Genomic DNA, 11,765 nt, shown 5'->3' on the forward strand with positions numbered 1-11,765 from the left:
CCGCACGGAATCTCAAAGGCCGCTCGGCCACGCTGACGGTTGTATCCGCATCCATATCCGAAGGCAGATTAACGAGGGCTATTGCATCTGTATATTCCTCAATTGTGGAACGCTATGCGGAGCGCATTTTATGGCCGCAAGCCTTTCACAATACGAACAACGAGAATGGCGTGAGAACAAACGAATCAGAATACGACCGCCTGCTGCATCTTATTTACGACACACTCGATAATCCTTGCGCCTGGAAGGATTTTTGCGCGCAATTGCGCGAAACGACCGGGGTGGCGTCGATTCATCTGTTTGCCTTTGACCGGCAGCGCGATCTTTTTTCCTGGAGCGACGGTTTCGCACTCGCCGGCGCAGAACCGCTGGAGCGCATTCGGCCGCTTTACCGCGACGACGCGCGCCTTGCATGGCTGCGCGCTTACCCGCCGGGCAAGTGGCTGCATTGCGGCATCGAGCTCGACTGCGCGGACGACGCCTGCGCAGCCGGCTTCGAACTCTGCCCGCTCGAGGAAGGCCATCGCTGCGTGGCGCTGTGCAAGCTGATCGAACAGAACGGGCTCGCCGTCATGCTCGCGTGCCGCGCGGGCGCCGAGACAGGGCCGCTCCCGGACGAGCGCCGCGAACTGCTCGAGCGGCTCACGCCGCACCTCGTGCGCGCAGTGCGCCTTTACGTGCGCCGCTTCACGCTGAACGCGGACACGCTTGCAAACCGCTCCCGTCCGCCCGCCATGCTCGTGAGCGCGCTGGGCGAGGTGCTCCACAGCAACGAGCCTGCGCAGCGGCTCCTGAAGGCGACCTCGCTCGTGCGCGTGCGCGGACGGCGGCTCACGCTCGCGGCGCCCCATCACGCACGCCTGCTCGAGGACATCGCCGTGAGCGAGGCGCGCCTGCGCAGCCGCACGAGCGGCGCGCGGGCGGCGGCGGCGCGCTTTCGCGCGTTGCGCATCGTCGGCGCGGTTGACGGCACGGACGCGGCGGATGCGCCTGACGTCGCCGCCGCTTCACCGGACCCGCACAGCGAGCCGGGCCGCGCACAAGCCTCGGCGAGCCAGCAGGAGGTGCTCTACGCGTTCTATAACGTGGTGACGGCCGACGACGCCTCGGCCTCGGAACTGCGCGCCTTCGCGGCGCTGACCTTCTATCACCCGCGTTCGGCGCCGTTGGTCGACGAGCGGGTGCTCGCCACGGCCTTCGATCTCTCGCCGGCCGAATGCCGTATTGCGCTGCTGCTCGCGGAAGGTCTCACGCAGAAGGAAATCGCCGCGCACGTTGGCGTGCAGCACGATACCGTGCGCAAACAATTGCAATCGATCTTTCAGAAGACGGCGACGCGCCGCCAGCCCGACCTGCTGCGCCTGTTGCTGAATCTGCCGGCGCGCGGCACGGGCGCCGCCGCCGAAGGCTAAAACGGCGCCTGCGAGACTTATTGGGCCTTGCGGCAGGCGAACACGAGCGTGTAGTTGCCGTTGTCGGTGGATGACGTAACGGTGTCGTAACCCGCGCCGGCGCAGCGCGCACGCGCCTGCTGCGCGCAAGAATCGCGATCGCCCGAGGCCGGACATTGCACCTGGACCGTCGGACGGCCGTCCGACAGGAACAGCGGCGGACCGCTGCTGCACGCAGCGAGCCCTGCGATCAAGGTCAACGCGCATGCGGCGAACGGCAATCTGCGCAAACGGAACAACGACGAACCTGGACGAGTCATTTGGAGCACCCCGATGGGCTTCTAGTTTTTCGACGCTGCGATTGTGCCATGCCGCGAGCCACGTGCGATGCATCGCAGCGAGCGACGCCCGCGCGCTCAGGGCGAGATCAAGGCGCGCTAGAGAGAGTCTTGTAAGGCAGTGCGCCTCGCGGATCGGAACTCACACGCACGAAGACCTGCTCGACGTCGGGAATCGCGGTGAGTTTGCGCTCCAGCGCCGCGCTGTCGAAGCCTGGGCCCACGCAACCTTCCGCGTAGACGAAACGGCGCTGCACCGTGATCCAGATGCTCGTGCCCACAAACAGGGCATCGCCTTGCAGTTGTTGACGAATCGCCGCCGCAATGTCGGCATCGTAAAGATACGAATTCGGCTTCGAGCACTTGTGCGCGAGCCAGCACGTCGTGCCGCGCTCCACGCGATAATGGGCGTCGTCGTCGGCTTCGGCTTTCGTCATCAGCGGGCCGAGCGGCTGCGGGCAGGCCTGTATCGCGCTCGACAGTGCGAAGAACGGATCGTTGTACCAGTTCTTGCGCTGGGCATCGGCCGCCGCCGAGGCCGGCGCAGAAGTGGCCTCGGAAGGGCTCGCGGATGTCTGCGCCAGCGCGACGCGTGAGCCTGAGCCCACAAGCACACCGGAGCAAGCGAGCGCCGCCGCAAGCCGCACCGCCCGCGCGCACCCCGCGCTTTGCCTGTTCACACCGATTGCGCTCATCGACTGTCACCTCGCCGGCGAATTCCGGCTTGCTCACTTGCGCAACGATAGGACCGCGCGGCCACGCTCGCAATAACGAGACACATCCTTTCGCTACAATCGCCGCGAAGCACCATGGCCGCGCCGCATGAAAAAAAGCATCTAAAGCCATCGCGCACGCAACACGCCGCACCGCGCAACACGATCGATCCGCAGGAGACTCCATGTCGTTTGTTATCGTTCTCGCCGCCCTCGCGTTCCTCATGCTCGCCGCGTATCGCGGCTACAGCGTGATTCTCTTCGCGCCCATCGCCGCGCTCGCCGCGGTCCTCCTCACCGAACCCGCCGCTGTCGCACCCGTCTTTTCCGGCATCTTCATGGAAAAGATGGTGGGCTTCGTGAAGCTCTACTTTCCCGTGTTCCTGCTCGGCGCGGTATTCGGCAAGGTGATCGAACTATCCGGGTTTTCGGAAGCGATCGTGCACGCCGCCATCCGCTATATCGGCAGTTCGCGCGCCAACGCCGTGATCGTGGCCGTGTGCGCGCTGCTCACTTACGGCGGCGTTTCGCTCTTCGTGGTGGTGTTCGCCGTGTACCCGTTCGCGGCCGAACTCTATCGCCAGAGCGATATTCCCAAGCGCCTCATGCCGGGCGCCATCGCGCTCGGCGCGTTCTCGTTCACGATGGATTCGCTGCCCGGCACGCCGCAAATCCAGAACATCATTCCCACCACGTTCTTCAAGACCACCGCGTGGGCCGCGCCCGCGCTGGGCGTGATCGGCTCGCTTTTCATCATCGTGGTGGGCCTCTCGTACCTTGAATGGCGCCGCCGCGGCGCGATGGCGAAGGGCGAAGGCTACGGCACCTCGCTCGTGAACGAACCCGAACACGTGAAGACCGAGCACCTGCCCAACCCGCTGCTGGCCATCGCGCCGCTCGTGCTGGTGGGTGTGGCGAACTTCCTGCTCACGCACTGGATTCCCGTCTGGTACGGCGACACCGTGACCGTTCCGCCCGAAGTGCTGCCCGGCATTCATACGCCGGTCACGGCCACCGTCAAGCAGGTCGTGGCGATCTGGGCGGTTCAGGGCGCGCTGCTCGCCGGCATCGTGCTCGTGCTCCTCACGGCGTTCGGCCGCGTGAAAGACCGCTTTGCGAATGGCACGAAAGCGGCCGTCGCCGGGGCGCTGCTGGCCTCGATGAATACCGCCTCTGAATACGGCTTCGGCGGTGTGATTGCGGCACTGCCCGGCTTCCTCGTCGTGAGCGATGCGCTCAAGAGCATTCCGAATCCGCTCGTGAACGCCGCCGTTTCGGTGAGCGCGCTTGCGGGTATCACGGGGTCGGCTTCGGGCGGCATGAGCATCGCGCTCGCGGCCATGTCGGATCTCTTCATCAAGAGCGCGCAGGCCGCGCATATTCCGATGGAAGTACTGCACCGCGTGGTGGCCATGGCGAGCGGCGGCATGGACACGCTGCCGCACAACGGCGCGGTCATCACGCTGCTCGCGGTCACGGGACTCACGCACCGCGAGTCGTATCGGGACATCTTTGCGGTGACGGTGATCAAGACGTTGGCCGTCTTCTTCGTGATCACTGTGTATTACACGACTGGACTTGTTTGACAGGAAGTGCTCGCAGCCGCGCTGATTCAGCCGCTGCGAGCCCTGCCGGTTTCGGTCTCACGTGCGCCATCGCACATTCCTGGCCTCGCAATCCGCGGCGCAGAAGCTATATTTGTAGATCTAACGTTCGGCACGCGCATCGCACGCGACACCGCATTTGCGGAGGTAACGCCCGACACAATATTCAGGATTGCGAACAAGCTTGACATCAACTCGCCGTGTGCGGCAGTTGGATTGTGCGTGAGGAGCCAGCGATGTCCAAAACGATAGTCTTTTGCGCAGACGGTACGTGGAACGGCCCCGACGATCCGGCAGGAAAAGGCGATGGCGCCGCTCCCGATGCCGAGGCAGGATGCCAGCCTGAACTGACTAACGTATGCAAGCTTTTCGCGTGGCTCGATGGAAGCATGCTGCCTGAAGGAACCGACTGGGGCGGCGTCGAGATGGAAAAGGCGCTTTCAGACGCAAACGGCAGACTCGTACAAATCGCGAAATATATTCACGGGGTCGGAAACTCCCAGCAATTGCTCGATAAAGTCGCTGGCGGCGCATTTGGCGTTGGTGTCGTCGCCCGTATCGCTCGCGGTTATACCTATATTTCGCGCAACTTCCAGGAGGGCGACAACATCGTGATCGTGGGATTCAGCCGCGGCGCGTACACCGCGCGAGCCCTTGCGGGACTCATTGCGGGGCAGGGGTTGCTTCGGCCCGAACTCGCCGCCATCGACGATGCGAATCGTTACGACACCGCTGTGCTGGCGTGGTATCGATGGAGACACGGCCAGGATACGACGTTCCAGAAGATAGCGGACGGATTGCTGGAGTTCCTGACGATCCATAGCGCCTTCTCCAACCCAAAGCCGTTGGACGCCAACTCTTTCGTCGACGCCAAAATCGCCGCGGTGGCGGTATGGGATACGGTGGGTTCGCTCGGCATCCCAATCTACTACCAGGGCTCCGCCATCGATCTGTTCCGCTTCTGCGATCTGAATCTCAGCCCGGACATTGGCCTGGGCGTGCACGCGGTCTCGCTCGACGAGCAACGCAGGCCGTTTGTACCGACGTTGTGGAATCCCAACCCGAACGTGACGCAAGCGCTCTTTCCTGGCGGCCATTGCGATGTGGGCGGCGGCTATCCCGATCACGGCCTTTCCGACGGCCCCCTGCTCTGGATCGTGGACAGGCTGCAGCATACGGACGTGGGATTGAACTTTGGCCTTCATCCGCCCGTTGCCGTCCAATCCGATCCACTGGGGCCGCGACACCGGGAATGGGTAGAGGATCCTGTCTGGCTGGCCGCCGGAGTGGGCGCGCGAGCCTTCCCCGCAGGCATGGTCGTCAACGACAACATACGGCAGCGTATGAACGGTCAGCCTGAAGATCTTTTTGGGGCCGCCGGTCAGCAGCCCATCTATTCACCGGGCAATTTGCCGCCACGCTAGGCGGGATATCCGCAGCAGAGCGCCCTACACTTCCAGCCATTCCTGGCGCACGCGCGCATCGGCCTTCAGTTCCTGCGGCGTGCCCTCGAACACGATCTGGCCGTGCCCCATCACGTACACGCGCTGCGAGATATCGAGCGCAATCGCCTGCTTCTGCTCGACGAGCAGCACCGAAATGCCGCGCGCCTTCAGCGTCTTCAGGTACTCGCCCACCTGCGCGACGACGAGCGGCGCGAGCCCTTCGGTCGGCTCGTCGATGATGATGAGGTCGGGGTCGCCCATGAGCGTGCGGCACAGCGTCAGCATCTGCTGCTCGCCGCCGGAGAGCAGGCCCGCGGGCGTGTCCTCGCGCTCCTTCAGGCGCGGGAACATACGGTACATGTCGTCGAAGTTCCAGCGCGGCTTCTGGCGTGAGCGGTTGCGCTTTTCGCCGAGCATCAGATTCTGCCGCACGGTGAGCGTCGGGAAAATATCGCGGTTCTCCGGCACATAGCCGATGCCCCGGTGCGCAACCTCGAAGGTGCGCAGCCCGTGCACTTCCTCGCCGCGCAGCAGAATCTGCCCCTCGCATCGCACGAGTCCCATGATGGCTTTTGCCAATGTCGAGCGGCCCACGCCGTTGCGGCCGAGCAAGGCGACGATCTCGCCCTCGCCCACCCTCATCTCGACGCCGTGCAGGATATGACTCTTGCCGTAGTACGCATGCAGGTCGCGCACCTCCAGCATGGAATTCGCGGTCGCCATCAATGTGCACCTGCGGGTTCGTCCAGCGTGGTGCCCAGATAGGCTTCCTTCACGCGGCGGTTGTTGCGAATGGCTTGCGGCGTGTCCGTGGCGATCACCTCGCCGTACACGAGCACGGAGATGCGGTCGGCGAGACCAAACACGACGCTCATGTCGTGCTCGACCATCACCAGCGTCTTGCCGACAGTAACCCGGCGAATCAGATCCACCGCGTGATCCGACTCCGAGCGGCTCATGCCCGCGGTGGGTTCGTCGAGCAGGATCACCTCGGCGCCGCCCGCAATCGTGATGCCGATTTCGAGCGCGCGCTGCTCGGCGTAAGTCAACAGCCCCGCAAGCGTATCGTGTCGCGCCTGCAAGCCGATCAATTCGAGCACTTCTTCGGCGCGTTGGCGCGCGTCGCGCAATTGCTCGAGACGATGCCAGAACGAATAGCGGTAGCCGAGCGACCACAACACGGAACAGCGCAAGTTCTCAAACACCGAAAGGCGATGAAAAATGTTCGTCACCTGAAAGCTGCGCGAGAGCCCCATGCGGTTGATCTTGTACGGCGGCAGGCCGCCGATATCGACGCCGTTGAGTTTCACCGTGCCGGAACTCGGCGCCATGCGCCCCGAAATCAGGTTGAACGTCGTCGACTTGCCCGCGCCGTTCGGGCCGATCAGCGCGTGACGCTCGCCCTTCTCGATGCTCATGTCCACACCGCGAATGATCTCCGTGCGCCCGAAATTCTTGCGCACTTCACGCAACTCCAGTGCGGCCGTCATACGTTGCTCCCTGCGATTTCCCGTTGCACGCCATCCCACGCGTCGCGCACGCGCGCGGCCGCGAGGCGTCCCGCCTGCGCGCCCAGCGCCCACAGCACCGCCGCGACGGCCCAGGGCTTCCACGACGCGGCATCGAAGCTCAGGCCGAAGAACGCCATTGCCGTGCCGTTGTCGCTATCGATCTGCACCTTGTAGACGAGTTCGACCGTCAGCACGAGCGCGCCAAGCAAAATCAGCGCGGCGCCCAGCGTCGCCGCATACGAAGGCAGCATGCGGTGCAGCTTGCGCGCTGCAATGAGAGGAACCTGTTTCATCAGCAGGCTCGACACGCCGCCCGGCACGTACATCACCACGAGCACGAAGAACAACCCGAGGTACAGCAACCATGCCGGCGTGAGATTGGACAACGCCACCGCAAACAGCACGAACAGAATCGAGCCGATGATCGGCCCGAAAAAGAACGCTCCGCCGCCGATGAACGTCGCCAGCAGCACGCCGCCGGACTGCGCGGCGCCGACGTTCTCCGCCGTCACGATCTCGAAGTCGATCACCGAGAGACCGCCCGCAATGCCCGCGAAAAACGCAGAGAGGACCATCACGAAGAAACGCACGCGCTGCGTGTTGTAGCCGACGAATTCAGCACGCTCGGGGTTGTCGCGCACGGCATTCGCAATGCGGCCAAGCGGCGTTTGCGTCCAGGCGTACATGGCGATCATCGACACGAGGCACCACGCCGCGATCAGGTAGTACACCTGGATCGCCGGGCCATAAGTGATGCCGAGCACCGCGTGGCCAACCGTGCGGTTGGTCGGCACCCCGCCTTCTCCGCCGAAGAACCCCGGAAACATGAGCGAACTCGCGGCTACCATTTCGCCGATGCCGAGCGTGATCATCGCGAAGGTGGTGCCCGACTTGCGCGTGGTGACATAGCCGAACAGCACGCCGAACAGCATGCCGCCGAATCCGCCCACCAGCGGCAGCAGCGAAACGGGCAACGGGAAATGGCTCGCGCCGATCTGGTTGAGCGCATGCGCCGCCACGAAAGCACCGAGCCCGGAGTACACCGCGTGCCCGAACGAGAGCATGCCGGTCTGCCCGAGCAGCATGTTGTACGAGAGCGCGAAGATGATCATGATGCCCATCTGCGAAAGCAGCGCGATGGCGAAGCCGCTGGAAAACACGAGCGGCAGCACCATCATCACGAGCACCGTGGCGCCCCAGATGATCCAGCGCAGCGAATGCGCGGCATGCAGCCATCCGTGGCGTTGCATGGCCGAACCGGGGCTGGCCTGAATGAGCGGTTTCATCGTTCAGCCCTCCCGCTTGCCGAGCAGCCCGCGCGGTCGCAGGATCATCATGAGCACCATGAGCAGATAAGGCAGAATTGGCGCAACCTGCGATACCGGCATGCGCAACAGCGACGAGAGCGCCGTGCTCTCCGTCACCGTCACGCCGGCGAGCGAGAACAGATCGGAGAGCGATGCGTCGATCGTGACGGCGAAGGTCTGCATGATGCCGATCAGCAGCGACGCGATGAACGCGCCCGGCAGCGAGCCCATGCCGCCCACCACGGCGATCACGAACACGATCGTCCCCACCGACTCCGCCATCGAAGGCGACGTAACGAACGCATTGCCGCCAATCACGCCGGCGAGGCCCGCTAGCGCGGCGCCGCCGCCGAACACCAGCATGAACACGCGCTGCACGTTGTGCCCGAGCGCCTCGACCATGTCCGGGTGCGTGAGCGCAGCCTGAATCACGAGGCCAATGCGCGTACGCGTCAACACCAGATACAGCGCCACGAGCATCGCGACCGAGATCAGCATCATGAAGGCGCGGTACTTCGGGAACTCCGACGTGTACACCTTGAACAGCGCCCCGTTCAGTTCGGGCGGAATGGCGTACGGCACCGCGGCGAGGCCCCAGACCAGCTTGACGCCCTCGACGATCAGATACGAGAGGCCGAAGGTGAATAGCAGTTCCGCCACGTGCCCGTACTTGTGCACGGTGCGCAAGCCGAAACGCTCGACGAGCGCGCCGACACACGCAACGAGCACGGGCGCCACCACCAGCGCGGGCCAGAAACCGATCTTGCTGGCAATGGTGTAGGCGAAGTAGGCCCCGAGCATGTAAAAGCTGGCGTGCGCGAAGTTGAGCACGCCCATCATGCTGAAAATCAAGGTGAGGCCCGACGAAAGCATGAACAGCAGCAGCCCATAGCCGATGCCGTTCAAGAGAGAGATGGTCAGGAATTCCACTGCCCGATGATCCTTGTGAAGTGTCGTAGCGGGAGCACGTTCAGCCCGGGCGCTTCATCTGGCAAGTGGTCGGCTGCGTTGCCGCGGTCGGCCCAAGCTGGACGTCGGTGCGCCAGCCATAGCCGGTGTTCTCCTGGTCGTACTTTACCGTTTTGCCGTCCGCCTTGGTCCATGTCGCGATCACGAGCGACTGCTGCGCCTGGTGATCGGCGGCGCGCATCGCCACCGGACCGTTCATGCCGTCGACGGTCATGCCCTCCATGGCCTTGGCCACCTTCACGGGGTCGGTCGACTTCGTGGCGTTCATCGCCTTGCTCAACATGGCCATGCCGGCGTAGGCCGTAGCGAGGTAGTAGTCGTCGTTGTACTTCTTCTTGTAGCCCTCGATGATCTGTCCCACCACCGGCGGGTTGTTCGCCGTGTTCGGGCCGAACACGCCCACATACTTCACATGGTCGGCGCCGGACGCGCCCATGGCCGTCGGCACACCGGTCGTGCCCGCGTAATAGGTATAGAAGTTCGACGTCACCCCCGCATCCTTGCTCGCCTTCACGAGCAGCGCGAGGTCGCTGCCCCAGTTGCCCGTGATCACCGTGTCGGCGCCGGACGCCTTGATCTTGGTGGCGTAAGGGGAGAAGTCCTTCACGCGCGCGAGCGGATGAAAATCGTCGCCGACGATCACGATATCCGGGCGCTTGGCCTTCAGGTCCTCGCGCGCCACGCGCGAAACGTCATGACCAAACGAGTAGTCCTGATTGATGAGATAGACCTTCTTGATGTCCTTGTCGCGCGCGAGGAAGGTGGTGAGCGCATCCATCTTCATGTCGGCGTTCGCGTCGAAGCGGAAGTGCCAGTAGTCGCAGCGGGCGTTGGTCATGGCCGGGTCCACCGCGGCGTAATTCAGGTAGACGATTTCCTTGCCCGGATTGCGCGAGTTGTACTTCGCAACCGCATCCTCGAGCGCGAGGCCCACGGAAGAACCGTTACCCTGCACGATATAGCGAATGCCCTGGTCGGCGGCCTGGTTCAGCAGGGTGAGGCTTTCCTGCGGCGAAAGCTTGTTGTCGAATCCCACCACCTCGAACTTCGTGCCGTTTGCCCAGTTATGCTCGTTGGCGTACTCGGCCGTGTATTGCCAGCTGTGCAGCTGATTCGTTCCGAGAGACGCCATCAAACCGGACAGCGGATCGATAAAGGCAATCTTGACTGTCTCCGCTTGCGCGGCCCCTGCTACCAACGCTGACGATACAACCGCACCAACCAGCAACGAGCGCAACATCCTCATGGACTGTCTCCTTTGTTTGGGCATTTCTTATCGTGCGTGAATTTTTCTGTCCGACCGTGCGATTTTTCGCTATATCAACACATTCCTGGCGCTAATGACAGCACTCCAGGGAAATCGCTGAGGTGACCAGGCATAGCGCCTCAAAATGGTGCTTGGCGTGATTGACACGCGCAACCCAATTGAGCCATGCACCTCGCTTACGGAACGCCTGGGTCCGGCTTGCCGCCCGCCCTGCGCCGCACAGGCTCGAGGGAGGGCGAGCGCTCGGTGAGGGACGGCGCCGCATGATCGTCGGCGCGTTTCGCGCCCGCGAATTGCTGCCGGTACGCCACGGGCGTCAACGCTTTCGTGGCCTTGAACTGCCGATTGAAGTTCGCGGCGTTGGGGAAACCTGACTGGGCGGCGATCACGGAGATAGGCATCTGCGTGTCGGTCAACAGCCGGCAGGCATGGCCGATTCGAACCCGCGCGAGGTACTGACCCACGCTTTCGCCTGTGTGCTGCACGAAATGTCTCGTCAGCGTGCGTTCAGACAGACCCGCGGCCTTGGCGAGCGTCGAAAGCCGCAAGGGTTGCGAGAACTGCGTTTCGATCAGCGCCAGCACCCGGTTCAGTTGCTCGGGCTCATAGCCCGAAGATGCGCCGACGCGGCCTTCGAACGCGCTGGGTGTCGTCAACTGGGTGGCGGGCAAATCAGTCAGCCAGACGAGGATGTCCAGCACGGCCGCAAGACGCTCACGCGGGTCCGCCGACAAAAGACGGCCCAGATAGCCGCGCATATGCGCGCCAGCGCCCGCTTCGAAAACCAGCCCGCACGCCGCGCGACGCAGCAGGTTGCGCAGGTTCGCGTATTCCGGGCAAACGTCGGCGAGACGCTGCACCCAGTTGCCTTCGAACCAGATGACGATGGCGACCTGCGAGTCCGCCGGATCGATCGAGCGATTGGACGACCAGGTGTGCGGCATGTCCGGCGGCACGAGCACGAGATCGTCGGCGCCATACACCGTGACCGAGTCGCCGATATAGCGCTTGCCCTGGCTGTTCATCGTCAGCGTGAGTTCGTATTCCGGGTGGTGATGCCACTCGAACGGAATGCGCGGCAAGCGCCGGTGGTAAACCCGCACCGAGCAACTGCTGCCGAAGTCGACGTGCTCGTACGCTGCTTTCATGGCCGAAATCGCAAAAAGATTGACTCGATAGTATCACTGTCGAGCGTTGCGCCGGCGTACGCTTCCATCATT

The 11,765-nt window shown here is 63.6% G+C and carries 11 protein-coding genes; 3 read left to right on the forward strand and 8 right to left on the reverse strand.

Annotated features, from left to right (window positions below; genetic code table 11):
* The first annotated feature begins 170 nt into the window (after window positions 1–170).
* Window positions 171–1,412: a helix-turn-helix transcriptional regulator gene (locus tag VSR72_RS05975; protein ID WP_342951470.1), complete on the forward strand. Its 1,242-nt coding sequence runs from the start codon at window positions 171–173 to the stop codon at window positions 1,410–1,412.
* 17 nt (window positions 1,413–1,429) lie between these two features.
* Here the strand turns inward: VSR72_RS05975 and VSR72_RS05980 are convergent, their stop codons facing one another.
* Complete coding sequence (locus VSR72_RS05980; RefSeq protein WP_342951471.1) at window positions 1,430–1,711, reverse strand: hypothetical protein; 282 nt, start codon at window positions 1,709–1,711, stop codon at window positions 1,430–1,432.
* A gap of 107 nt (window positions 1,712–1,818) precedes the next feature.
* Window positions 1,819–2,424, reverse strand: a complete 606-nt coding sequence (locus VSR72_RS05985; RefSeq protein ID WP_342951472.1) for a BON domain-containing protein — start codon at window positions 2,422–2,424, stop codon at window positions 1,819–1,821.
* A gap of 203 nt (window positions 2,425–2,627) precedes the next feature.
* Between VSR72_RS05985 and VSR72_RS05990 the strand changes: the two genes are divergently transcribed.
* Together VSR72_RS05990 and VSR72_RS05995 are read left to right on the forward strand one after the other, a co-directional pair.
* Window positions 2,628–4,028 carry a GntP family permease gene (locus VSR72_RS05990; RefSeq protein WP_342951473.1) on the forward strand — a complete coding sequence of 467 codons (1,401 nt, stop codon included), beginning with the start codon at window positions 2,628–2,630 and terminating at the stop codon, window positions 4,026–4,028.
* A gap of 254 nt (window positions 4,029–4,282) precedes the next feature.
* Window positions 4,283–5,470, forward strand: coding sequence for a DUF2235 domain-containing protein (locus VSR72_RS05995; RefSeq protein WP_342951474.1), 1,188 nt, complete (start codon window positions 4,283–4,285; stop codon window positions 5,468–5,470).
* Between the two features lie 24 nt (window positions 5,471–5,494).
* Here the strand turns inward: VSR72_RS05995 and VSR72_RS06000 are convergent, their stop codons facing one another.
* From VSR72_RS06000 to VSR72_RS06025, 6 genes are all read right to left on the reverse strand, one after another.
* Complete coding sequence (locus VSR72_RS06000) at window positions 5,495–6,214, reverse strand: ABC transporter ATP-binding protein (RefSeq protein ID WP_342951475.1); 720 nt, start codon at window positions 6,212–6,214, stop codon at window positions 5,495–5,497.
* Window positions 6,214–6,981 (reverse strand): ABC transporter ATP-binding protein, encoded by a 768-nt coding sequence (locus tag VSR72_RS06005; protein ID WP_342951476.1) that lies wholly within the window; start codon window positions 6,979–6,981, stop codon window positions 6,214–6,216. The genes VSR72_RS06000 and VSR72_RS06005 overlap by 1 nt, the downstream gene beginning before the upstream one ends.
* Window positions 6,978–8,252, reverse strand: a complete 1,275-nt coding sequence (locus VSR72_RS06010) for a branched-chain amino acid ABC transporter permease (protein ID WP_342951587.1) — start codon at window positions 8,250–8,252, stop codon at window positions 6,978–6,980. Before VSR72_RS06010 ends, VSR72_RS06005 begins: the two co-directional genes overlap by 4 nt.
* A gap of 39 nt (window positions 8,253–8,291) precedes the next feature.
* Window positions 8,292–9,239, reverse strand: a complete 948-nt coding sequence (locus VSR72_RS06015; RefSeq protein ID WP_342951477.1) for a branched-chain amino acid ABC transporter permease — start codon at window positions 9,237–9,239, stop codon at window positions 8,292–8,294.
* A gap of 40 nt (window positions 9,240–9,279) precedes the next feature.
* A complete protein-coding gene (locus VSR72_RS06020) occupies window positions 9,280–10,524 on the reverse strand; it encodes a branched-chain amino acid ABC transporter substrate-binding protein (RefSeq protein ID WP_342951478.1) in 1,245 nt (414 codons plus the stop codon).
* A 197-nt stretch (window positions 10,525–10,721) separates the two neighbouring features.
* Window positions 10,722–11,693: an AraC family transcriptional regulator gene (locus tag VSR72_RS06025; RefSeq protein WP_342951479.1), complete on the reverse strand. Its 972-nt coding sequence runs from the start codon at window positions 11,691–11,693 to the stop codon at window positions 10,722–10,724.
* Between the last annotated feature and the right edge of the window lie 72 nt (window positions 11,694–11,765).

The organism is Paraburkholderia sp. JHI869, from assembly GCF_038900775.1.
Taxonomy (GTDB): Bacteria; Pseudomonadota; Gammaproteobacteria; order Burkholderiales; family Burkholderiaceae; genus Paraburkholderia.

Coding starts and splice junctions, on each gene's coding strand:
- VSR72_RS05980 (WP_342951471.1), bottom strand. CDS start 1,711: ATGACTCGTCCAGGTTCGTCGTTGTTCCGTTTGCGCAGATTGCCGTTC.
- VSR72_RS05985 (WP_342951472.1), bottom strand. CDS start 2,424: ATGAGCGCAATCGGTGTGAACAGGCAAAGCGCGGGGTGCGCGCGGGCG.
- VSR72_RS05990 (WP_342951473.1), top strand. CDS start 2,628: ATGTCGTTTGTTATCGTTCTCGCCGCCCTCGCGTTCCTCATGCTCGCC.
- VSR72_RS05995 (WP_342951474.1), top strand. CDS start 4,283: ATGTCCAAAACGATAGTCTTTTGCGCAGACGGTACGTGGAACGGCCCC.
- VSR72_RS06000 (WP_342951475.1), bottom strand. CDS start 6,214: ATGGCGACCGCGAATTCCATGCTGGAGGTGCGCGACCTGCATGCGTAC.
- VSR72_RS06005 (WP_342951476.1), bottom strand. CDS start 6,981: ATGACGGCCGCACTGGAGTTGCGTGAAGTGCGCAAGAATTTCGGGCGC.
- VSR72_RS06010 (WP_342951587.1), bottom strand. CDS start 8,252: ATGCAACGCCACGGATGGCTGCATGCCGCGCATTCGCTGCGCTGGATC.
- VSR72_RS06020 (WP_342951478.1), bottom strand. CDS start 10,524: ATGAGGATGTTGCGCTCGTTGCTGGTTGGTGCGGTTGTATCGTCAGCG.
- VSR72_RS06025 (WP_342951479.1), bottom strand. CDS start 11,693: ATGAAAGCAGCGTACGAGCACGTCGACTTCGGCAGCAGTTGCTCGGTG.